This window comes from Streptomyces sp. ML-6, assembly GCF_030116705.1.
Taxonomy (GTDB): domain Bacteria; phylum Actinomycetota; class Actinomycetes; order Streptomycetales; family Streptomycetaceae; genus Streptomyces.
Genome location: NZ_JAOTIK010000001.1, coordinates 7,382,654 through 7,406,103, shown reverse-complemented (window position 1 = coordinate 7,406,103; position 23,450 = coordinate 7,382,654). Strand labels below are relative to the sequence as shown.

The following is a 23,450-nucleotide window of genomic DNA, read 5'->3' as shown; positions in this document are numbered from 1 at the left end:
CCCCGAGCGGGCCGCCTCGCCGGTGTTCCGGTCACTCGTCCCGGGTCGTCCCGGGTCCGCTCATGTCGCGTTCGGTCCCACGTCGGCGGTGGTGAGGGGGTGGCGCAGGGCGGGCTGGGTGGCGTACTCGTCGGCGCCGATGTCCCGGGTACTGCCGCGCTGGTCGCCGTCGATGTCGTCGGCCACGGTGGTGCCGGTCAGGGTGGCCGCGCCGATCGCCGGGCTGCCCGCCGACAGCCGGAACACCCCGTCCGGGCCCGCCACCAGCTTCGGATCGGCCCGGGTGAAACCGCCGGCCGGGATGTTGCCGTCGGCTGCCGCGCCCCACAACATGTTGGTCTGCCAGGTGAAGCCGGTGGTCGCCCCCATCTCGACCAGGCTGCCGGTGTCACCGACGAGCAGGTTGTCGGCGATGACGACGTCCCGGGGCTCGTACGTCCGGTTGGTCTCGCCGGAGAGCGTTCCGGTGTTGCCGACCAGGGTGTTGTGCACGATGACCGCGCGGTCGCAGGCGTCGTTGCCGCGCCGTTCCTCCTTCGTCTCGTCCGGGTTGTGGTCGCGGGTGGTGCCGCTGCCGACGACCAGGGCCCGCTTGGACAGCCCGGCGAGGTAGTTGTTGACGATCACGTGGTCGTTGCCGTAGAGCCGGACGCCCTCCTCGCCGCCGATCAGGTAGTTGCCTTCCACCCGGTTGCGGTTGCCGTGGCGCAGCACGATCCCGCCGTGGCTGTCGCGGATGGTGTTGTACCGGATGGTGTTGTCGGAGGACTTCACCGAGATGGCCTCGGGGTCGCCGTCGGCGCGCTCGAACAGGTTGTACTCCACGACCGCGTGGGCGGGGGACAGGGCCCGGCTGCTGACGCCGAGGCGGATGCACTCGCCGCCGTTGTCCCCGGGGAAGCTGTGGTCGGAGAAGTGGTTCCGGAAGATGTGGACGTTCTGGGTCATGTTGTCGGTCGAGTCCGGACCGTCGACGATCAGGAAGATGCCTGTGGTGGTCTTGTTGTGGAAGTGGTTGCGGTCGATCTTCGTGTCGTTCGCCCGTACGACGACCCAGTACGGGTCACCGGTGTCCGCGTGCTGGAAGTCGTTGCGGGTCAGCCGGATCGAGGAGCAGTTCTCCGGGATCTCCAGCGTGGTGCTCTGCCGGAAGGCGAAGCCGCTGATGACGATGTTGCTCGAATGGGCGAGGACGAAGCTGCGTTCGCCGCGCAGGACCGCGCCGCCCCGGCTCTTGGACACGATGGTGATGGGTGCCGCACCGGTGCCGTTCTTGCCGGAGATGTTGATCGCGCCGCCGGCCGGAACGGTGTAGGTGCCGTCGGCCAGGATGATCCGGTCGCCGGGGGCGGCGCCGTTGATCGCGTTCTGGAGCTCGGCCAGGGTGCTGACGGACTTGTCGGCCGCCGAGGCGTTCACCGCCATCGAGGTGCCGAGGGGTGCGGCGGAGAGGGCCGCCACCGCGGTGCCCCTGAGGAACGTGCGTCGTTGCATGGTGCCTCCTGTAGCGAGAAGGACGTGACCGGGCCGATCCGTACAGCCCCCGCGGCTGGACGTGCCGGATGACCGGGGGCGGGGCGGCCGGCCCGGTCCGGGTCTGCCGCCCCGCCTCCGGCGGTGCTCAGCGGGCGTGGGGGCCGACGTCGGCCGGGGTCAGCGGCCGGTTCCTGGGGGCCCTGTTCGAGTACTCGTCGGCGCCCACGTCCCGGAGCCGGCCGCGCGGGTGCCCGTCGATGTCGTGGGTGACCGGTGGCCGCCTGAGGGTGCCGGCGCCGATCGCCGGGCTGCCCGCCGAGAGCCGGGCGACGCCGTCCGGGCCCGTCACCAGCTTCGGGTCGACGCGGGTGAAGCCGCCGGCCGGGATGTTGCCGTCGGCGGCCGCGCCCCACAGGATGTTGCCGGACCAGGCGAACCGTACGGTGTTCGCCATCGCGACCAGTTCGCCGGTGTCCGCGACGAAGAGGTTGTCGGCGACGGTGACGTCCCTCGGCTCGTGCGGGCGGTGGCTCTCCCCGGAGAGCGTTCCGTTGTTGTTCACCAGGGTGTTGTACGCGATGAGGACCCGGTCCGGTGCGTCGTTGCCCCGGCGCGCTTCGGGTGTCTCGCCGGGCAGGTGGTCGCGCTCCGAACCGCTGCCGATCACCAGGGCACGGCCCGACAGCCCGTTGAGGTGGTTGTTGACGATCACGTGGTCGTCGCCGTAGATCCGCACCCCTTCCGTGCCGCCGAGCAGGTGGTTGCCCTCCACCCGGGTGCGGTTGCCGTGGCGCAGGACGATGCCGCCGAAGCTGTCGCGAATGGTGTTGTACCGAATGGTGTTGTCGGAGGACTTCACCGAGATGGCCTCGGGGTCGCCGTCGGCCCGCTCGAACAGGTTGTACTCCACGACCGCGTGGGCGCTGGACAGGGCGCGGGGGCTGACGCCGAGCCGGATCGGCTCGCCGCCGTTGGACCCGGCGAAGCTGTGGTCGGAGAAGTGGTTCCGGTACACGTGGACGCGCTGGGCCATCTCCTCGGTGCCCGCGCCCTCGATGCCGAGGTAGATGCCGAGGGTGCTCTTGCCGTGGAAGTGGTTGTGGTCGACCGTGCTGTCGTCCGCGCGCACCATCACCCAGTGCAGGCCCTCGATGTCGGCGAGCTGGAAGTCGTTGCGGGTGAGCCGGATGTGGGAGCAGGTCTCGGGGATCTCCAGGGTGGTGCTCTGGCGGAAGGAGAAGCCGCTGAGGATGATGTGGCTGGACCGTTCGAGGACGAAGCTGTGGGGTCCGTCGAGGACGACGCCGCCCGGGGTCCGGGCGGTGACGGTGATGGGTGCGCGCCTCCTGCCCCGCTTGTCCCGGATGGTGAGGGGCCGGTCCGGCGGGACGGTGTACCGGCCGTCGGCGAGGACGATCCGGTCGCCGGGCCGGGCCCGGTCGATCGCGGCCCGGAGCTCGTCCAGCGAGCCGACCGCGGCCGGGGCGGCGGTCGCGCTCGCGGTGAGGAGTCCGCCGGTGGGGGCGGCGACCAGCGCCGCCCCTGCCGCGGTACCCATGAGGAACGTGCGGCGTTGCATGATGCCTCCGTGAGGGTGGTGGTGGACCGGCCGGGACGGGAGCCGGCTCAGTGGGCGGCCCGGTCGTCCGGGGTGTCGAGGTACAGCTCGATGACGGGTACGGGGGTGTCGGGGCGCTGGACGGGGATCTTCAGGGTGAGCGTGCCGGCGGGCTGCCCGCCCATCTCCGTGTTGACCGCGGGCCGGTCGGGGTCGATCCGGATCCGGATGATCTCGGACGCGTCGTTCAGCAGCTGGGCGTAGCGCACCCGGCCGGCGAGTCCGGGCAGGTGCAGATGGCCCAGCGGCCAGGTGAACAGGTGAACGTAGAGCCGGTTGCCGCGCTGGGTGTACCGGCAGTCGGCGGGTGCGGTGTACGGGGACGGGCCGCAGCCGCGGACGGACCGCTCGTGCAGGTCCATCCACCGGCCGATCTCGTCGAGGACGGCGACGGCGTGCGGGTCGAGGTCGCCGCGGCCGTTGGGTCCTACGTTGAGCAGCAGGTTGCCGCCCTTGGAGACGCCGTCGACGAGCATGCGGATCAGCAGGTCGGCGCTCTTGTGGTCGAGGTTGTCGCGGTCGTAGCCCCAGCTCCCGTTGAGCGTCTGGCACGCCTCCCACAGCACGGGCCGGCCGTTCTCGGTCATGGGGCCCGAGGGCTGGTACTGCTCGGGGGTGACGAAGTCGCCGGGAAGGCCGGTCCGGTCGTTGACCAGGATGTGCGGCTGGAGTTCGCGGACCGTCTCCAGGAGCTTCGGGGAGTCCCAGTCGTCGGGGCCCTTGCCTCCCCACCAGGTCCGGCCCGCGTAGGAGAAGTCGAAGAACAGGTAGTCGATGCGTCCGAAGGACGTCAGCAGTTCCCTGACCTGGCCGTGCAGGTAGCGCCGGTAGTCGCGGATGTCGCGGTCGGCGTGGGCGGCCTTGAACTCCTCGTCGTCGCGCTGCGGGTGGGTGCCGTCCACGGGGAAGGAGGGGTGGTGCCAGTCGATCAGCGAGTAGTAGAAGCCGACCTTGAGCCCTTCGGCGCGGCACGCCTCGACGAACGGGCCGAGGAGGTCGCGGCCGTGGGGGGTGTTGGTGACCTTGTACTCGGTGAGGGCGCTGTCCCACAGGCAGAAGCCGTCGTGGTGCTTGGTGGTCAGGACGACGTAGCGCATGCCCGCCGCCCTGGCAGCCCTGGCCCACCGGGCCGGGTCGTAGCGGTCGGGGTCGAAGTGGTCGAAGTAGACCTGGTACTGCTCGTCGGTCAGCTCCTCCCGGTTCTTGACCCACTCGTGCCGGGCGGCCAGGGAGTACAGGCCCCAGTGGACGAACATGCCGAACCGGTCGGTGGTGAACCAGGTCGTCTCCGGGCTCCCGCCGGGGGCCGGGGCGGCGGGCGCGGGCGGGGCCGCCGAGGGGGTGTCGGCGCTCGGGGTCATGGGGCATCGCTCCTTGTCGTCGATGTCCGCCGGGCACTGCCGGCGCGGCGGCCGGGGTGGCCGGGAGGGGGTGTCGTGCGGGGTGGGTCGGGGGCGCGGTGCGCGGCGGCGGGCCGGCCGGGGCTCTTCGGTGGCCGACCCGCGCGGCGCGGGGCGCTGTCCGGTCAGCCCTTCAGGGCGCCGGAGGACAGGCCGTGGACGAAGGAACGCTGGAAGAACAGGAAGACGATCACGGAGGGGAGCAGGGCCAGCAGGGACGCGGCCATCACCACCCCGGGCGTGACGGCGGGGTCGACCCGCAGGGTTCGCAGCGCCAGCGGGAGCGTGTAGGAGGAGGAGTCGGTGGAGACCAGGAGGGGCAGCAGGTACTGGTCCCAGATCATGGTGAAGCCGAAGACTCCGATGACCCCGAGCGCCGGCTTGCACATCGGCATGATGATCTGCGCGAAGATGCGCAGGTCCCCGGCGCCGTCGATCCGTGCGGCCTCCTCCAGTTCCTTGGGCACGTCCTTCATGAACTCGGTCATCACCAGGATGGAGAATCCCCATGCGCCCAGCGGGACGATCATTCCGGCCAGGGTGCCGATGAGGTTGAAGTGGACCACCGGCAGGTCCGCGAGGATCACGGACAGCGGGAGGGCCAGGATCTCCTCGGGGAGCATGAGCGTGGCCAGGATGGCGACGAGCACCAGGGTCATGCCGGGGAAGATCTTCCTGGCCAGCGCGTAGCCGGCGAGGACGGAGACGGCCACCTGGAGCAGCAGTCCGAAGCCGACCACGAAGAACGAGTTCAGCAGGTAGGCGAGCACGCCCTGGTCGAAGGCGATCCTGAAGTTGTCCAGGGTCGCGCCCGAGGGGATGACGCTCAGCTGCGTGGGGTCCTTGACGTGGCCGAAGGCGCTGACCAGCAGGGCCAGCAGGGGGCCCGCGAAGACGATCAGTACCAGCAGGTAGGTGACGGCCTTCAGGATCCGTCCGCCCGGACTCCTGCTCTCGGTCAGGCCGAGGGCCGTCTCGGTCGGCGCGTTCATTTGCTCTCCCTCCGTCGCAACAGGTGGACGGCGATGGTCAGGATCAGCGTCGCGACGAAGAGCAGGACGGCTCCCGCCGCGCCGACGCCGAGCCGGTTCTGCTCCAGCCCCAGTTTGTAGATCAGGGTCATCACGACTTCGGTGGAGCCGTCGGGTCCGCCGTTGGTCAGGAGGAACACCTCGGTGAAGACGCGCAGGCCGCGGATCGCGGCGAGGATGAACAGGATCGAGAACACCGATCGCAGTCCGGGCACCGTCACGTGCCACACCCGCTGGAACCTGGACGCGCCGTCGACCTTCGCGGCCTCGTACAGGCCGCGGTCCACGCTCGTGAGTCCGGCGAGGAAGATCATCATGTCGTAGGGGGCGCCGCGCCAGATGCCGGTGACCATGATGGAGGCCATCGACGAGTCGGGGTCGTTGATGAACCCCGAGGGGCCGAATCCCACCAGGCTGAGGATGGAGTTGAGCATGCCGTCCCCGGTGGGGTGGTACATGATCCGCCACAGCTCGGCGACGACCGCGATCGGTACCACCACCGGCAGGAACGCCGCGGAGCGCACGAATCCGAGGCGGCGGCCCTGCCCTTCCATCAGCAGGGCGAGCACGAGGCCGAGGAGCATCGAGCCGGCGGTCTGTCCGGCGGCGAGGACGACGGTGTGCCACGCCGCCTCGCGGAAGCCGTCGGACTGGAGCACCGTGGCGTAGTTCTCGGTGCCGACCCACTTGTTGCCGAGGTAGGGCTGTACTTCCTGGAAGGACATGGTCAGCGCGCTGGCCATGGGGATGAACTTGAAGTACAGGAAGAGCAGCAGTGCGGGGGCCAGGAACAGCCAGGGCGTCCACCACCGGCCGCCCCGGCCGCTGCGCCCGCGGCGGCCGGTGGCGGTCCTGCCGGCCGGGCCGCCCGTGGTCCGGGCGGCGGGGCCGGCCACCGGGAGGGCGGCCGGATCCGCCTGGTCAAGGCTCATGACGCGGCGATTCCCTGTTCCTTGAGGATGTCGGCGAGCTGCTTGTCGAGCTCGCCGAGCTTGGTGTCGATGTCCAGTCCGCAGTCGGCCATCAGGGCGTTGACGGTCTCGGCCGTCGTCTGCCGTACGGGGGTCCAGTTCGGGATGGACGGGGCGTACCGGCCGGAGTTCTGGTACACCTCGGCGTAGGTCGTCCAGCGGGGGTCGGGGCGGACCTCGGCGACCTTCACCGTCTTGTTGACGGGCAGCTGGACGGTGAAGCCGGTCTCGCCCTGCATGCCGGTCTTCTGGCCCTCGGCGGAGATGGCGAAGTCGGCGAAGGCGTCCTGGCCCGCCATGTTCTCGGAGCCGGCCATGAGGTAGACGGAGCCGCCCTCGGCGAGGACGGTGGCGTCCTTCGGGCCCTTGGGCATCGGCACGACCTCGTACTTGTCCTTGCCGAGCGTCTCGTCGAAGCGGGGCAGCAGGTACGGGCCGACGACGAACATCCCGGTCCGGCCCGCCTCGAACGTCTCGTTCGTGGGCGGGGTCTCCATGGTCACGGCGCCGGGTTGGATGACCTTGTCCTTGCAGCCGAGGTCGCGGAACCACTTCACCGCCTCGACCGACTCCTTCGTGGCCATCGCGGGCTTGTACTTGCCGTCCCCGGCCCCGGTGATGAAGTCGCCGCCCGCGGCCCAGAGGAAGTTGGAGAAGTACCAGGAGGCGTATCCGCGCTTGGTGGACAGGGGCGCGGCGAGGCCGTAGGTGTTCTTCTTGCCGTCGCCGTCGGGGTCCTTCTCGGTGAAGGCCTTGGCCATCGCGGCGAAGTCGTCCCAGCTTCCGGGGACCTGGAGCTTCAGCTTCTCCCGCCAGTCCTTGCGGATGAGCAGTGCGGACGCCTGCGCCGAGTACGGCAGTCCGTACTGCTTGCCGTCCACGCTCTTGCCGGAGTCCAGCCCCTGGCCGACGAGCTGTCCGCTGTTCTTGAGCTTGCCCAGGTCGATCTCGCGCAGCAGGCCCTGGCTGTGCATGGCGCCGAGCTGTGTCACGTCGTTCATGACGATGTCGGGGAGCTTCTTCTGCGCGGCCCGCTGCTGCAGCTTGGTCTCGAAGTCGTCGAAGATCGCCGTGACTTGCACCTTGTAACCGGTGGCCTTCTCGAAGGCCGCGGCGAGCCGGAGCGCCCCCTGCTCCCCCGGTCCGCCCGGTGTGGTCCTGGTCCACAGTTCGAGGGGGGCCTTGGGATCCTGCTTGGCGTCCACTCCCGCAGGCCCTGATGTACAGCTGGTGAGGACCAGTGCCGAAGCGAGAACACCCGCACCGATCCACCGCGATCTCTGCATGACAACTCCTGTTTCAACGCATCACAGCTGGCCTGGAAAGCGCTTGCTCGGGACGCTAACGGGGTCCGAATCCACGGTCAATAGTCCGATGAATACAAAAATTTAGCCGAAGTCCGCAAGCCCCCCGGCACGTTCCTCCTCCCACACCCCGCCCGTGGTCCGATGCTCTCGCGAAGAGGCCGGGAGCCCCGAGGTATTGCCTGATGGAGCGGTAGTACGGCCCCTTGAGGAACCAGCCACTCCGTTTTGGGGCGATCACCTGCACCCATGACGACCTATGGGGCCCGGAATGGAAGGCGACTAAGCTTCACGTGAGGGGCTGCGCAGTCATCCGATGTATCGTGCTGCAAGCGCGTCGGCCGAGGTACTGAACAAGCCACGCCAAGCCTCGACATCCAGTCAGACATTTCCCCACACACCCGACCGGGGGCGTGGGTCGATTCGCTGACGTTCCGTCAGCGGCAGAGCTGAGGAGCGTACGACATGAACGAGCCGGCCACCGGACCGACGGCACTGCTGGTCATGGAGGAGGAGCGCCGGGCGGACGTCTACCCCGACGAGGTGCTGGCCGGGATCGGCCGGCTCGCGCGTTGGCAGGGCCCGCCCCTCACCCGGGAGCAGCTCGAGGAGGACCCGGGGGTGCTGCGGGAGGCCGACGTCCTGTTCACCGGCTGGGGCGCGCCCGTCCTCGACGCCGCGTTCCTGTCGCACGCCCCCCGGCTCGAGGCGGTGTTCGTCGCGGCGGGTTCCGTACGGCACCTGACCACGCCGGAGTTCTGGGCCCGTGACATCCCGATCGTCTCGGCGGCGGCGGCCAACGCCATCCCGGTGGCGGAGTTCTCCCTCGCCCAGATCCTCCTGGGGCTGAAGCAGGTCCACCGCATCGGCCGGGAGGTGTCGAGCAGCCGAAGCTTCCCCCGCAACCCGAAGGTCCCCGGCGGCTACCGGTCGCGCGTGGGGCTGCTGGGGCTCGGGCACATCGGCCGTCTCGTCGCGTCCCACCTCGCCCGCTTCGACGTGGAGGTCCTCGCCACGGACCCCGTCGCCTCGGCGGACACCGCCCGGCGGGCGGGCGTACGGCTCGTCGGCATCGAGGAACTCTTCGCCACCTGCCAGGTGGTGAGCCTCCACGCCCCGCTCCTGCCCGAGACCCGCGGCACGATCGGGGCGCGGCTGCTGAACTCCATGGAGCACGGCGCGACACTGATCAACACCGCGCGGGGCGCGCTCGTCGACGAGCCGGCCGCGGCGGAGGTGCTGCGGACCAGGCCCGATCTCACCGCCGTCCTCGACGTCACGCACCCGGAGCCCCCTTCTCCCGACTCGCCGCTGTTCGCCCTGCCCAATGTCATCCTGACGCCCCACCTGGGCGGGGCCGTCGGGGCCGAACGCAACCGCCTCGGGCAGCTCGTCCTCGACGAGCTGGGCCGCTTCGTGCGGGAGGAGCCCCTCCAGCACGCCATCGATCCCGCCCGCGCCGCGTCCCTGGCCTGACCCGGACGGGAGACCCGAGGGCGCCGTACCGGAGCGATCCGGTGCGGCGCCCCCGGCGTTCCCGGCGCGGAGTCGGCCGGGGCCAGGATCGGCCCCCGTCACGGCCGGGGCCAGGATCGGGCCCCGTCGTACGCACCCGGTTCACGGCCGCCGCTTCGCGACCGGGACCTCCACCCCCTTTGCCCGCGTTCCCGGTCGCCACGGCGGATCCGGGGACACTCCCTCTGCCGGACGGGCCGGGAGGCCGGATCCCCTCGGACACCACATCGAACCAAAGTGGGCAACTCCGGCAATTCTTCCCCGTGTCACCGTGACAGCTGGGTCACAGGGGCGTCCCGGCCCCGTCCTGGCCTCCTGCTGGCCAAAATCCGATGGTTAATCTGATCCGACTCCGAGGGCATGCCCGCGAAGTCCCACTCGCAAAGCGGACGGGACCCCTCGGACGCACCCGGGCGCCCCTCGCGTCCGGTGCGCCGGGCATCGACATCGCAGGAAGACGGGACGGAACCATGATCCGGGACAACGCGTCACGCCGCCAGGTGATGAAGCTGGCAGGCAAGGGGCTGGGGCTGGCACTGCTCGGGGCCGGCGTGTGGGGATGCACGCCGGAGGAGGAACCCGGCGGCGCCGTGCGGAAGCCGGACGGCGGCAAGGACAAGGACTCCTTCACCACCCCGCCGCCGAACACCGCGCCCGAGGCCCTGTGGCAGGGCACGACGACGAACACCTCCCTGTCCGGCAACCACGCCCTCACCGTGGTCGGCGGCATCGTCCTCGTGTCCGGCGACCCCCTGGTGGGCCGCGACATGGCCACCGGCAAGGAGGTGTGGTCCCGCAAGGACGTCACCACCCCCGGCGCCAGCATGCTCATCGGCGGCGGCACCCTCTACCTGGCCAGCGCCGAGTACGACGGGAACGTCGTCGGCCTGGACCCGGCCACCGGCAAGGAGACCTGGCGCAGCCACCTGGGCACCGAGTACTCCCAGCCCCGTCCGATCGCCGCGGACGACAACCACGTGTACGTCCTCGCGGGCATCCTCGACAAGGACTTCCGGACACCGGACAACGTGATCGCCGCGATCGACACCACCAGCGGCAAGGTCGTCTGGCGCGAGCAGCGCGACCACGGCACGGAGGAGAACGGCGTCACCGCGAAGGCCGTCGGCCGCCACCTCGTCTACACCGACTTCCGCGAGAACCTCACCGTCCGCGACACCGCCACCGGACAGCAGGTGTGGACGAAGAAGATCGGCCGGTCCAACAACCTCGACTTCGTCGTCCACGACGAACTGGCCGTCATCGCCAACGGCCGCCATCTGCGCGCCTTCGGCCTGACCGACGGAAAGGAGCGCTGGTCGCTGGCCTCCGAGGAGTTCAGCCGGTTCAACGACCCGGCGCTCCTGGACGGGGTCCTCTACGCGTCCGACACCGCGCACGGCCTGTGGGCGGTCGAGCCCGCGACCGGGAAGAAGGTCTGGCACAACAAGGGTTCGCTGGACGTCGCCTACCCGTGGCAGTTCGCCAAGGTGGGCAACACCCTCTACGGGGCGACGGAGTTCGACAAGAACGGCGGCATCCACGCCTTCGACGCCGCCGACGGGAAACTGCGCTGGACCTACAACGACGGCACCAAGGACATCCAGAAGTGGTACCTGGCGTCCGAGGGCAACCGGCTGGCGGCCCTGCACGCGAAGCGGCTGACCGGCCTGCCGGCCGTGTGACCCCCGGCCCGCCCATGTCCTGAGGAAGTCGCGCACCTGCTGGGGGACGGCTCGTCCCCCAGCAGGTCGTCGTGCTCGACGCAGCCCGCGCCGTAATTCACCGCGCCGTTCGGCAGGACGCTGCCGTCCGGGCCGGTGATCTCGTCGCATCCGGACCACCGGGTGGCGCACCGGAGAGGCCGGTGGGTGCCGTCACCCCGGGAGAAGAGTTCGGCGCCGGTGCATCCCCCGGCCCCGGGATCGGCCCGGAGCGCGCCCCGATGAACAGGTCCGTGCGCCGGGCAGGATCCCGGGGCTCCTCGCCAACACTCCCTACCTCGCGGTAACTTGGGGACGGAAAAGACCACAGAGGGGAACGGGCCCGTGACCGACCACGATCTCGACGGCTTCACCCGGGGCACGTTCACCCATGACGGCACCACCCGCCGGGTACTGCGCCGGGGCACGGGACCTGCCGTGATCATCATGGCGGAGATCCCCGGCATCACCCCCAAGGTCCTGGAGTTCGCCGAGCGCGTGGCGGCATTGAACTGCACGGCCGTGCTCCCGGTGCTCTTCGGCACCCCCGGTCGTGACCCGGCCCCCGCCGCCCACGGCCGGACGGGTACCGCCCGCTACTTGGCGTCGTCGATGTGGCGGGTGTGTGTGAGCCGGGAGTTCACGGTCCTGGCCACGGGACGCAGTTCCCGGGTCGTGCGGTGGCTGCGCGCCCTGGCGGCGGCCGAGCACGAACGTTGCGGCGGCCCCGGCGTCGGTGCCGTCGGCATGTGCGTGACCGGTGGTTTCGCCCTGGCCATGGCCGCGGACGAGCGGCTCGTCGCCCCGGTGCTCTCCCAGCCGTCGCTGCCGCTCGCCGTCCTCCCGGGCCGTGCGGGCACCATCGACATCGGCGCCGGGGAACTCGCCGCCGTCCGGCGGCGGTGCGAACGCGAGGGGCTCCAGGTCCTGGGGCTGCGCTTCCGGGGCGACCGGCTGGTGCCCGAGGACCGGTTCGCGTACCTCCGGCGCGAACTGGGCGACGCCTTCGTCGCCGTCGAACTGGACGACGGCGACGCCAACCCGGAGGCCCTCCTGCCACCGCACTCGGTGCTGACCGAGCATCTCGTCGACGAGCCCGGCCGGCCCACCCGGCAGGCGCTGGACACGGTCCTGGACCTGTTCCGCACACGGCTGCTCGGGGAGCGGCCCGGCGGCACCGGCTGACGACGCCCCGGTCTTCGGCCCACACCTTCCGGTACCGGTCCGTAAGACAACTCCCGGTACCTGCCCGGTGGATGCTCCCGCGGGTCCGGGGTGTCGTCGTTGGGACATGTCACAACGACGACACCGGGAAGCCGTGACAGCCCTTCCGGCTCTGCCTGATTCTTTCGGACAGCGTGCTTCCAGTCGTACCGAAAGAAGGGTTGGAAAAATGAGACGTGCCCGCCTCCTGGCGGCAGCACCGACGGCCTTGTTGCTGACCGCGGGCGCAATGGCGCCGGTCTCCGCCGATTCCCCGGCGCAGGACGGCCCCGTCCGCTCGGCCCCGGCGGACCCGGGCGCCACGGTGCGGTTGATCACGGGTGACCGGGTGACCGTCAGTGCCGGTCCCGACGGCAAGAAGGTCGCCTCCGTCCAGCCCGGCCCCGGCCGCAAGAACATCGTCTTCCGGACCACGGAGGAGGACGGCGCCCTGTCCGTCCTGCCCTCCGACGCCATCACCCCGATCTTCTCGGGGAAGGTCGACCGGCGGCTCTTCGACGTGACCGGGCTGCTCGCGCAGGGCTACGACGAGGCGCACACCGACGCCCTTCCGCTGATCGTCTCCCGGCCGCCCGGCGCATCGGTCTCCGCCCTCGACTCCCTGTCCGCGCTGAACGACGACTCGACTCCCGCACGCCGGCTGGACAGCATCAACGCCCGTTCGCTGCACATCGGCAACAAGGACCTGGGCCGTTTCTGGAAGCAACTCGCCCACGACTCGGGCACGTCGCCCTCCACCCTCGAGGCCACCGACGCCACCGTGTGGCTGGACGGGCGGGTGCGCCCGACGCTCGACCGCAGCACGGCGCAGATCAACGCACCCGCCGCGTGGGACGCCGGCTACCAGGGCCAGGGCGTCAAGGTCGCCGTCCTGGACACCGGCGCGGACCTCGACCACCCGGACCTGGCCGGCCGGGCCACGGCCGCGAAGGACTTCTCCGGCAGTGCCGGTACCAACGACGCCTTCGGGCACGGCACCCATGTCGCGTCCACGGTCGGCGGCACCGGAGCGGCCTCCGGCGGCAAGCGCAAGGGCGTGGCGCCCCGGTCCGAGCTGATGATCGGCAAGGTCCTCGGGGACGACGGCTACGGCAGCGAGTCCGCCGTGATCGACGGCATGGAGTGGGCGGCGGCCGGCGGCGCCCGGGTCGTCAACATGAGCCTGGGCTCGGACGCCCCCACCGACGGCACCGACCCGATGAGCCTCGCGGTGAACAGGCTGACGGAGAGCAGCGGCGCCCTGTTCGTGGTGGCCGCCGGGAACAGCGGCGAGAAGGGCAGCCAGACCATCGGCTCGCCCGGAGCGGCCGACGCCGCGCTCACCGTGGGCGCCGTCGACCGCGACGACTCGCTGGCCCCCTTCTCCAGCCGTGGACCGCGCCTGAGCGACGGGGTGGCCAAGCCCGACGTCACCGCGCCCGGTGTCGGCATCGTCGCGGCCCGCGCGGCGGGGACCACCATGGGCGACCCGGTGGACGCCGACTACACCGCGTCCTCCGGGACGTCCATGGCCACCCCCCACGTGGCCGGCGCCGCGGCGCTGCTCGCCCAGCAGCACCCGGACTGGGACGCCACGCGCCTCAAGGACGCGCTGGTGAGCACCGCCCGTCCGGTGCCCGGCCAGCAGGTGACCGAACAGGGCGGCGGACGCGTCGACCTGGCGGCCGCCGCCTTCGCCCCGGTCACCGCGACCGCGACCGTGGCGCTCGGCTCCTACGTGACGGGCGGCACCGACGGGCAGGACCGGAAAACCACCATCCGGTACACCAACACCTCCGACTCCGAGCTCACCCTCGGCCTGACGCTCCGGCTCGCCACCACCGGCGGTCGTGAGATCGCCGAGGGGGCGGTACGGCTCGGCGCCGACTCGGTCCGCGTCGCCCCCGGCGCCACGGCCGAGGTCTCCCTGCACGTCGACCCGTCGGTCGTCGAACGGGGCGACTACTACGGATACGTGAACGCCTCCACCACCGACGGCAGGACGACCGTCCACACCACGGCGAGCCTCTCGGTCCACGGCCCCAGGCACCGGATCACCGTGAACGTCATCGACCACGAGGGGAAGCCCGTCCCCGACCTGCCGGTCATCTGGGGCGCCGCGGGCTTCGAGAGCTACCTCAGCACCAGCCCGGCCGTCGCCGAGGTCGAGGAGGGCACCTACCAGCTCAGCCACTCCTTGCTGAACGACGCCGAGGACGGCCAGGAACTGCGCGAGATCGTCCTGCCCGAGGTGAAGGTCACCAAGGACATGACCGTCACGCTGGACGCCCGCAGGACCACCCCGGTGGAGATCCGCACGCCCCGTCCCGCCGAACAGCGCGGCATCGTCAGCTATCAGACGTACCGTCAGCTAGACGGCCACAGCCTCATCCAGGGCGTGATGTACTTCGACATAGCCAAGCGGCTCCACGTCAGCCCCACGGCGAAGGTCACCGAGGGCCGTTTCGAGTTCGCCTCCCGCTGGCAGCTCGTCGCCCCTCTGCTGGAGGCCCGGGTCCCCGGGTCACGGCTCGCCCTCACCCCGTACTACATGGACGACTCGCCGCTGTTCGACGCGAGGGGCAGCCGGCTGACCGCCGTCGACGCCGGAACCTCCGAGGCCCCCGATCTGCGCCGGGTCCGCGGCAGGCTCGCGGTCGTCAGGAGCGACGTCACCCATGCGGCGGAGCTCGCCCGGGCGGCGTCCGACGCCGGGGCCGCCGGACTCATGCTCGTATACCCCCCGGGCCACTACGCCTGGAGCCGGTGGACCCCGGACGGCGAGCGTCTTCCCCTGCCCGCCTTCGGGGTGCGCTCGGCCGAGGGCGAGGCCCTGCTGAAGCACGTCGAGCGCCGCAGGACCCCGGTGGCGTTCTCCGGCACCGCCAGGAGCCCGTACCTGTACGACGTGATGCAGGTGTCCCGGGACCGCGTACCCGAACGCGTCGTGCACACCGTCTCGGACCGCAACAGCGCCGTCGTGGATTCCACGTACACCGAGACCGGCGGCGTTCCCTGGGCGAGCGAACAGCGCTTCGGCAGCCGCCCCTACCAGGACTTCTTCTGGAACCAGTACAGCCGTTACGTGCCCACCGGGGCGAAGCGCACCGAGTACGTCAGCGCCGGCGACACCCAGTGGCTGCACGTGGTGAACAACGCGCTCGTCTTCTACGTCGACACGCCCCTGCTCACCGGGATGCGCGACTCCCTGCGGACCTACCGGCCCGGCAGGCAGCCCGCCGAGAACTGGTTCGGGGCCGTGGTGCGGCCGTCCGTCCCGCGCGGCACCACGACACCGTCGGTGCGCTCCCACGACGTCCTCTCGTTCCGCGTCCCCGAGTTCAACGACTCCGGCACGGGCCACTGGTCGCAGGCCCTGAGCGGCGGTTTCGGCACGAGCGGCGAGGAGGACGAGGGCGACACCGTCTCCGTCGGCCTGTTCCGTGACGGCAAGAAGATCGCCGACGCCACGGACGCCTGGGAGGACTTCGAGGTGGCGCCCGGCAAGGCCGACTACCGGCTGGACGTGTCGGCCTCCCGGGTCTCCCCCGAGTGGCGGTTCGGCACGCGGACCCGGACCTCCTGGTCCTTCCGCTCGGACACCGCCGCCGAGAAGACGGTGCTTCCGCTGCTCCAGCTCGACTACGACGTACCGGTCGACGAGCACAACACCGTGACCGCCCGGCGCGGTCACACCGTCGGCCTGATCGTCCGCAACCAGGAGGGGCTGCCCGCACCGCGCGGCGTCTCCGTCCGGGTGGCGGTCTCCTACGACGAGGGCAGGACCTGGTCGAAGGAGGTCCGGGCCGAGAACCACGGCCGAAACCGCTTCACGGCCGCCGTCGGCCGGCCGCAACGGACCCACGGCGACACGTTCGTGACGCTGCGGGTCACGGCGACCGACAGCGCCGGGAACAAGATCCGGCAGACCGTGGAACGCGCCTACGGGCTCGACAGGTAGGCCGGAAACGGATCCCGGGGGGCACGAAGGGCGGCGGGCACGGAGGCGGTCAAATCCTCCGTGCCCGCCGCTTTCCCCTTCCGGTCCGGACATGTCCGGGGCGTATAGTGCGGTTGCCCACCGCTGGTCGTCCCGGCGCGTCCCTGTAGCCCGCCGTTCCCACCGGGCCGTTCCGTCGCTCGCCGCACGTTCGGCGGGGGCGGAAAGGATCACGATGCTGGAAGCAGTGGGGCTCGCCCCGGCCGAGGAAACCGTGTACCGGCTTCTCGTCACCCTGCTCACCGCCTCGGCGGAGGAGATCGCGGAACAGTCCGGTCTGGCGACGGCGGAGGTCGAACGGGTACTGACGGTGCTCACCGAGAAAGGGCTGGTCAGCGCAACCGACCGGGCGCCCCGCAGTTTCGCCGCCACTCCCCCGGACGTCGCCCTGCTGCCCCATCTCCAGAAGCAGTCCGACGCCCTGGACCACGCGCGCCTGGCGGTCACCGATCTGCTGGAGACCTATCGGCGCACCCGGCGCCGCCGGGATCCCGACCAGCTCATCGAAGTCATCACCGGCGCCGAGGCGTTGCGCCAGCACCTGCGCCGGATCCAGGACGACACGCGCCACGAGATGTTGTGGTTCTGCAAGGCCCAGTACGTGGCCATGCCGTCGGGGAGCAACGAGGCCGAGTACGACGCCCTGGCGCGCGGGGTGCGCTACCGCGTCCTGTACGAGCGGGCGTTCTTCGACGACTCGGGCGCCGTCGCCAACGTGGTGCGGGGCATGCGGGCGGGAGAGACGGCCCGTGCGGTGCCGGACCTTCCGCTGCGGCTGGCGGTCGCCGACCGGTCCATCGCCATCTGTCCCCTGGTCCCCGGCGGGCCGAGCGGCAGCACCGAGGAGCCCACCACGGCGCTGGTCCGCGGCAGCAGTCTGCTGGAGGCGCTGGTCGCCCTGTTCGAGCGCTACTGGGAGGACGCGGTGCCGCTCCATGTGAGCGAGTCCGGAACGGTCAGCGGCACGGACGGTTCGTCCGGCAACCATGAACTGTCGGCGACGGACCGCCAGTTGTTGTCGCTGCTCGTGGCGGGCGTCGCGGACAAGGCGATAGCCAGTCAGATGGGGCTCAGCCGGCGCACCGTGCAGCGACGGGTCCAGGCGATGATGGCCCTCGCGGGCGCGACCACCCGGATGCAACTGGCGTGGCAGGCCGCCCAGCGGAACTGGATGTGCTGAGGCCGTGCGCACCGGGGCGCCCGCCGAGCGGTGTCCCGGTGCGCGGGCCCCGGTGCGGGGCGCCCGCCGGCTACTCGTCCCCGGTCAGGATCGGCAGCAACAGGGCCGCGGACCAGCTGAAACCGGGTGCGTTGAGCGGCGCCCCGGTGGTCGGGTCGTAGTTCTCCATGATCGGTCCGTCGCCCGCGAGGCCCGCCGCACGGGTGACGAGCCGGTCCCGCAGGACGTCCGCGTCCTTGTCGTAGCCGTAGCGGCGCAGGCCGCCGAGGGCGAAGTACGCCTGGTCGAGCCAGACGGGGCCGCGCCAGTACGCGGTCGGTGAGAAGTGGGGGGAGCTCTTCGCCACGGTCGGGAACGGGACGGTGGTGGCGAACTCCGCCGGGTCGGTCAGTCGGTCGCGCACGGCACGGGCCTGCGCGCCGGACGCCGTGCCGGTCCACAGCGGGACGGCGCCCTCGATGCCGCGCCCGCGGGCCGTGAGCGGTGCGCCGGTGTCGAGCGCGATGTCGTGGAACCAGCCGTCCGCGGGGACGTACATCGTGGTGCGGACGGCGGCGGACGTGGCGGCGGACCGCCGCTTCCACCGTGCGGCGTCGGCGGTGCGTCCCAGCCTGCCCGCGATGCGCGCCAAGTAGCCCTGGTCGGCGGCGAGATAGGAGTTCAGGTCGACGGACTCCTGGGTGAGGGAGTGGCCGAGGAGCGTTCCGTCGGCCGCCCGGTTGGCGACGACTGCGGTGCCGAGGGCGGCGTCGAAGCGGGGCGCGTTGTCCATGCCGCTCTCCCAGGCGGCGGCCAGTCGCTGCTGTTCGGGCGAGTCGTTGGCGGCGTCGACGGTGGCACCGTACTCGGCGAGGCCGTCGCGGTCGTGGTCCCGGTTGCGGTACCACCAGGACTGGTAGGCGGCGAGTTTCGGGTACATCTCGCGCAGGAACGCCCGGTTCCCCGACTTCTCGTACACCTTCCAGACCGCCCAGGCGGCCAGTGGGGGCTTGGAGTTGCGTTCGTTCCAGTTGCCGCCGCCGCGCGAGGGGTCGTTGTAGAAGATGACGTCGGGGATCATCCCGGCGTCCTGCGGGCGGGTCGCGGAGTCCGGGCGGACCTGCCAGTCGAACATGGCGCGGATCTGCGACTCGGCCAGTGCGGGGGCGAAGCGTGCCGTGCCCACGGCCTGCTTCCAGGTGTCCCAGGCCCAGATGCCGCCGGTGAACCACTTGTAGGAGATCGACGGTGTGATGCCGTCGTGCTTGATCTGCCCCGCCGCGCTGCGCCAGTTGGTGACGAGGGTCTCCAGCGACTTGACGGCCGTGCGCCGCCGGTCGGCCGGGACGCCCCGGGTCACCCCGGCGACGTAGCCGCGCCAGCGGGTGCCTGCCGCGGAGACGACGGCGTCGGGGCGGGCCAGCACGGCGCGGACCCTCGCCCGCTCCTCGGTGTGTTCGGCGGCGGTGAAGGTGTAGGACTCGGTCCAGTCGAAGCTGTGCGAGCGGCCCGGTGCGAGGGTCACCGGTCGCACCGTCCCGGTGCGGTACGTGTCGCCGTCCACCGTCGTGCGGACGGCTTCCCCGTGCGTGACCTCGAAGCGTTCCGTGCCGTCGGTGAGGTAGTCCCAGGTCTCGCGGATCTTCGCGAAGCCGACGCCGACGCCCGAGCGGGTGGCGGTCAGCGAGGGCGCGTCGCGCATCGGCCGGTCGGCGGGGCGCAGCAGGCTGCCGGTCCATTCGGCGCCCAGGGTGCGGGGTGCCGGGCCGGTGTTGCGGACCTCGGCCCGCACCAGGGCGCTGCGGTCGGTGGCGAAGCGGAGTTCGAGGGTGAGGCGCAGTCCGCGGCCGAGGTCGTAGGACTGGCGGAGCAGGCCCGGGAGCGAGGTGAAGCGCGGTTCGCCCCCACCGGCCAGGTCCAGGGTGCGGCCGTGTTCGGTGAGGCTGATGCGGCTGAAGGACTTGCTGAGCCACCAGGGGTATTCCTGGGCGATGTAGAGGGGCCCGGAGAAGCCGCCGTAGGCGTCGGTGTCGCCGTCCTCGGGCAGGGCGTAGGCGTGCCAGGCGCCCCGGTCGGCGAAGACGGTGACGGGGTTGTTGTCGTCGCCGTCGCCGGGCTGTGCGGTGGTGGGGGTGCCGTGCAGGTCGAGGACGTCGGCGTACGGGGGCGGTGGCTCGGGGCGGGTGCGGGCGGCGGCCGTCTGCGGTACGGCGAGGGTGCCCGTGGCCAGGAGGAGCGCGGTCAGGGCGCCGAGGTATCTGCGTGCGGTCACTTGTCGGTCTCTCCCGGGGAGTCGGTGGTGAGGTGCAGGACCGCGGCGCCGAGCGGGCCGAGGTCGATGCGGTCGCGGACGGCGGCGCCGGTGAGCAGGTCGGTGCCGCCGGTCGTCCAGGGGCCGGTCAGTGGGGTCCGGGTGGCGTGGTCGTTGTGGTTGAGGACGAAGAGGTACGTACCCTGCGGGCCGGTGCGCACGGTCGCCTCGACGCCGTGGGGGACGTCGAGCACGGGACGTACGCCGGCCGCCCGCAGCGCTTCGTCGAGCACGGCCGCGATGCCGGTGCCGAGGTGGGCGCCGACGTACCACGCGGTGCCGGTGCCGTAGGGGTGGCGGGTGACGGCGGGGCGGCCGGTCAGCTCTCCGGAGGCGTAGGTGTCGACGGTCTCGGTGGCCGGGCCCCCGGGTTCGATCCATTCGCTCCACATGGTTGCCCCGGCACCGGAGGCGAGCCGTACCTCCTCGCCGTCGGGGATCGGCCAGAACTCGTCGACGGACACGCCGAGCACGTCCCGCAGCGGGCCCGGGGCGCCGCCGTCGTGGATGTGGTCGTGGCCGTCGACGACGCCGCTGAAGGGGCCGCACACGAAGTGGCCGCCGCCGCGCACGTAGGCGGCGATGCGGGTGGCGTTCCCGGGCCGCAGCAGGTGGAGGTTGGGGGCGAGGACCGCCCGGTAGCCGTCGAGGTCCGCGTGCGGGGGCACGAAGTCGACGGCGACGGCGCGGGCGTGGAGCGCCGCGTACCAGGGGCGCAGGAGGTCGGGCCAGCGCATGCGGGCGGAGGGGTGGTCGTCGCCCTCCAGGGCCCACCAGGAGTCCCAGTCCAGGACGATCGCCACGTCGGCGCGGGTGGTGGTGCCGGCGATCTCGCCGAGCCGGGCGAGTTCGGCGCCGAAGCGGACGGTCTCGCGCCAGCCGCGGGAGGCGGTGCCGCGGTGCGGGAGGAGCGCGCTGTGGTACTTCTCGGCGCCGGCGCGGGAGGCGCGCCACTGGAAGTACATGATGCCGTCGGCGCCGCGGGCCAGGGCCTGGAGGGACCAGAGGCGTTGCAGGCCGGGTTTCTTGGGGACGTTGACCGGTCGCCAGCTGACGGCGGACGGCGCCTGTTCGAGGAGGAGCCAGGGCCGGCCGCCCTTGAGGGAGCGCATCAGGTCGTAGGTGAGGGCGGCGTGGATGTGGGCGCGCGGGTCGGCGGGGTCGGGGTAGGCGTCGTCGGAGACGAGGTCCTCGTGCTCGGCCCACTTCCAGTAGTCGAGCGCCTTGAACATCGACATGAAGTTGGTGGTGGCGGGGATGTCCGGGGAGGTCTCCCGCAGGGCCTCGCGCTCGGCGCGGTGGCATGCGAGCAGGGCGTCGGAGCAGAAGCGCCGCCAGTCCAGGAGCTGGGTCGGGTTGACGGGGCCCGGGGCGGTGCGGGGTGGTTCGATCTCGTCGTACGTGCCGTAGCGCTGCGACCAGAAGGCCGTGCCCCAGGCGTGGTTGAGTTCGTCGATCGTGCCGTACCGGCCGGTGAGCCAGCCGCGGAAGTGGTCGGCGGAGCGGGCGCAGAAGCATTCGGTGACGTGGTCGCCGTACTCGTTGTGGATGTGCCACAGGGCGAGGGCCGGGTGGTGTGCGTAGCGTTCGGCGAGGGCCCGGGTGAGGCGGAGCGCGGCGGCGCGGTACTCGGGCGAGGAGGGGCAGTAGTGCTGGCGGGAGCCGAATTCGAGGCGTACGCCGTCGGCGGTGACCGGCAGGATGGCGGGGTGGGCCCGGATCAGCCAGGCGGGCGGTGAGGCGGTGGCGGTGGCCAGGTCGACGGCGACGCCGTGGGCGTGCAGCAGGTCCAGGAGCCGGTCGAGCCAGCCGAAGTCCCAGGTGTTGGGCCCCGGTTGGAGCCTGGCCCAGGAGAAGACCCCGACGGTCACCATGGTGACGCCGGCCTCGCGCATCAGCGCGGCGTCCTCGGCCCAGACCTCCTCCGGCCACTGCTCGGGGTTGTAGTCGCCGCCGTAGAGGATGCCGGGGACGCGGGTCAGGGTGGTCATCCCTTCACCGCCCCGCCGAGGAGTCCGGCGACGAACTGCCGCTGGAAGAGCAGGAAGAGGAGTATCAGGGGAAGGGTGGCGAGGAGCGAGCCGAGCATCAGGCCGGAGTGGTCGACGCGGGTGAGGCCGGTGAGGGTGTTGAGTGCGACGGGCACGGTGTATTTGTCCTCGGAGTTGAGCATGAGCAGCGGCCAGATGAAGCTGTTCCACTGCGCCATGAACGTGAAGATGACCAGGGCGCCGAGCTGGGGGCGTACGCAGGGCAGCACCACCTGGTAGAAAGTGCGCAGTTCGCCGGAGCCGTCGATGCGGGCCGATTCGAGGAGTTCGTCGGGGAAGTCCACGAAGCTCTGTCGCATCAGCAGGATGCCGAAGGAGTTCACCAGGAAGGGCAGCACCACGGCCTGGTAGGAGTCGATCCAGCCGATGCTCGCCATCATCTGGAAGAGCGGCACGAGCAGGACCTGGAAGGGGATCATCATCGTGGCGAGCACCGCGCCGAGCAGCAGGCCCCGGCCGCGGAAGCGGAACTTGGCCAGGCCGTAGCCGCACATGGCGGAGATCAGCGAGCTGAACACGGTGTGGACGACGGCGATGGCGGCGCTGTTGAGCAGGACCTGTCCGAAGCCGATGGTGTCCTGGAGCCGGACGAGGTTGTCGAGCAGCCGTCCGCCGGGCAGGAAGGGCGGCGGCGAGCGGAACAGCTCCGAGGTGGAGTGGGTCGAGGCGATCGCCATCCAGAGGAACGGCACCAGGCTGACGACGGCGCCGGCCACGAGGAACAGCCGGACGAGGAGCCGGCCCGCGCGCCGGGCCGGGTGGACGCGCACGGGGGCCTGCGGGAGGGCGGTCACCGGCGGCGCTCCCTTCCGAAGGCGAGGTACTGGAGGGCGGAGACCGCGGCGATGAGGAGCACGACGACCCAGGCGATGGCGGCGGCGTAACCGAAGTCGAACTGTTGGAAGCCGACCCGGTAGAGGTAGAGGACCGGGGTGAGGGTGGCGTCGTCGGGGCCGCCCCGGGTGAGGACGTAGTTCTCGTCGAAGAGCTGGAGCGTGCCGATGGTGGAGGTGATCACGCAGAACAGGACGACGGGGCGCAGCTGCGGCAGGATGACGCGGACGTACGTGGACAGGGTGCCGGAGCCGTCGATCGCCGCGGCCTCGTACTGTTCCTTGCCGATGGACTGGAGCCCGGCGAGCAGGATGACGGCGTTGTAGCCGGTCCAGCGCCAGGTCAGGGAGACGATCAGGGAGATGCGGGCCCAGGTGGGGCTGTTGAGCCAGTCGATCTGTCCGAGGCCGACGGAGCCGAGGATCTGGTTGACCAGTCCGCCGTCGGTCTTGAGGAGCACCTGGAAGACGACGGCGTACGCGACGAGGGTGGTGACGGCGGGCAGGAAGAAGATGGCGCGCCAGGTGCCGCGGAAGCGCAGCCAGGACTGGTTGAGCAGGACGGCGAGGACGAGCGCGAGGCCGATCATGACGGGGACCTGGACGGCGAGGACGGCCCCGGTGTTGAGCAGGGACTTCAGGAAGACGGGGTCGTCGAGCATCCGCCGGTACTGGTCGAGTCCGGCCCAGCGGGTGGTTCCGGCCTCCTCGGTGGTGAAGCTCTGCACCAGGCTCGCGCCCAGCGGGTAGGCGAAGAAGAGCGCGAAGAGGGCGGCGGCGGGCCCGGCGAAGATCCAGGCGGTGGGGCGTCGCCGGGCGCGGCGGGCCGGGGCCCGGGCGGGGGCGGCCGGCCGTTCGGGGGTGGCGGTGACGGCCAT

General features: G+C 71.3%; 15 protein-coding genes. 5 read left to right on the top strand and 10 right to left on the bottom strand.

Going from position 1 to position 23,450, the window contains the following annotated elements:
• Window positions 1-60: 60 nt before the first annotated feature.
• From OCT49_RS32475 to OCT49_RS32450, 6 genes are all read right to left on the bottom strand, one after another.
• Window positions 61-1,494: a polysaccharide lyase 6 family protein gene (locus OCT49_RS32475; RefSeq protein ID WP_283855367.1), complete on the bottom strand. Its 1,434-nt coding sequence runs from the start codon at window positions 1,492-1,494 to the stop codon at window positions 61-63.
• Window positions 1,495-1,621: 127 nt separating this feature from the next.
• A complete protein-coding gene (locus OCT49_RS32470; RefSeq protein ID WP_283855366.1) occupies window positions 1,622-3,055 on the bottom strand; it encodes a polysaccharide lyase 6 family protein in 1,434 nt (477 codons plus the stop codon).
• A gap of 47 nt (window positions 3,056-3,102) precedes the next feature.
• Window positions 3,103-4,455: an alpha-L-fucosidase gene (locus OCT49_RS32465; RefSeq protein WP_283855365.1), complete on the bottom strand. Its 1,353-nt coding sequence runs from the start codon at window positions 4,453-4,455 to the stop codon at window positions 3,103-3,105.
• 164 nt (window positions 4,456-4,619) lie between these two features.
• The gene (locus OCT49_RS32460) at window positions 4,620-5,486 is read right to left on the bottom strand and encodes a carbohydrate ABC transporter permease (protein ID WP_148838511.1); all 867 of its coding nucleotides are present in this window, start codon (window positions 5,484-5,486) and stop codon (window positions 4,620-4,622) included.
• Window positions 5,483-6,457 (bottom strand): carbohydrate ABC transporter permease, encoded by a 975-nt coding sequence (locus OCT49_RS32455; RefSeq protein ID WP_283855364.1) that lies wholly within the window; start codon window positions 6,455-6,457, stop codon window positions 5,483-5,485. Before OCT49_RS32455 ends, OCT49_RS32460 begins: the two co-directional genes overlap by 4 nt.
• On the bottom strand, window positions 6,454-7,782 hold the full coding sequence (locus OCT49_RS32450; RefSeq protein WP_283855363.1) for a sugar ABC transporter substrate-binding protein: 1,329 nt from the start codon (window positions 7,780-7,782) through the stop codon (window positions 6,454-6,456). The genes OCT49_RS32455 and OCT49_RS32450 overlap by 4 nt, the downstream gene beginning before the upstream one ends.
• Before the next feature lie 483 nt (window positions 7,783-8,265).
• Here OCT49_RS32450 and OCT49_RS32445 point away from each other — a divergent pair, with 483 nt between their 5' ends.
• The 5 genes from OCT49_RS32445 (at window position 8,266) to OCT49_RS32425 (ending at window position 17,398) form a co-directional block, all read left to right on the top strand.
• Complete coding sequence (locus OCT49_RS32445; RefSeq protein ID WP_283855362.1) at window positions 8,266-9,276, top strand: hydroxyacid dehydrogenase; 1,011 nt, start codon at window positions 8,266-8,268, stop codon at window positions 9,274-9,276.
• Between the two features lie 509 nt (window positions 9,277-9,785).
• Window positions 9,786-10,997, top strand: a complete 1,212-nt coding sequence (locus tag OCT49_RS32440; RefSeq protein WP_283855361.1) for an outer membrane protein assembly factor BamB family protein — start codon at window positions 9,786-9,788, stop codon at window positions 10,995-10,997.
• Window positions 10,998-11,360: 363 nt separating this feature from the next.
• Window positions 11,361-12,200: a dienelactone hydrolase family protein gene (locus OCT49_RS32435; protein WP_283855360.1), complete on the top strand. Its 840-nt coding sequence runs from the start codon at window positions 11,361-11,363 to the stop codon at window positions 12,198-12,200.
• Between the two features lie 208 nt (window positions 12,201-12,408).
• Window positions 12,409-16,179: a S8 family peptidase gene (locus OCT49_RS32430; RefSeq protein ID WP_283855359.1), complete on the top strand. Its 3,771-nt coding sequence runs from the start codon at window positions 12,409-12,411 to the stop codon at window positions 16,177-16,179.
• Between the two features lie 214 nt (window positions 16,180-16,393).
• Entirely contained in the window at window positions 16,394-17,398 is a 1,005-nt protein-coding gene (locus OCT49_RS32425; RefSeq protein WP_283855358.1) for a helix-turn-helix transcriptional regulator, read from the top strand.
• A gap of 70 nt (window positions 17,399-17,468) precedes the next feature.
• Here OCT49_RS32425 and OCT49_RS32420 read toward each other — a convergent pair whose 3' ends face one another.
• From OCT49_RS32420 to OCT49_RS32405, 4 genes are read right to left on the bottom strand one after another with little or no spacing between them, the layout of a single operon-like run.
• A complete protein-coding gene (locus OCT49_RS32420; protein ID WP_283855357.1) occupies window positions 17,469-19,649 on the bottom strand; it encodes an MGH1-like glycoside hydrolase domain-containing protein in 2,181 nt (726 codons plus the stop codon).
• Entirely contained in the window at window positions 19,646-21,679 is a 2,034-nt protein-coding gene (locus OCT49_RS32415; RefSeq protein WP_283855356.1) for a beta-galactosidase, read from the bottom strand. Before OCT49_RS32415 ends, OCT49_RS32420 begins: the two co-directional genes overlap by 4 nt.
• On the bottom strand, window positions 21,676-22,533 hold the full coding sequence (locus OCT49_RS32410; protein ID WP_283855355.1) for a carbohydrate ABC transporter permease: 858 nt from the start codon (window positions 22,531-22,533) through the stop codon (window positions 21,676-21,678). Before OCT49_RS32410 ends, OCT49_RS32415 begins: the two co-directional genes overlap by 4 nt.
• Window positions 22,530-23,450 carry a carbohydrate ABC transporter permease gene (locus OCT49_RS32405; protein WP_283855354.1) on the bottom strand — a complete coding sequence of 307 codons (921 nt, stop codon included), beginning with the start codon at window positions 23,448-23,450 and terminating at the stop codon, window positions 22,530-22,532. Before OCT49_RS32405 ends, OCT49_RS32410 begins: the two co-directional genes overlap by 4 nt.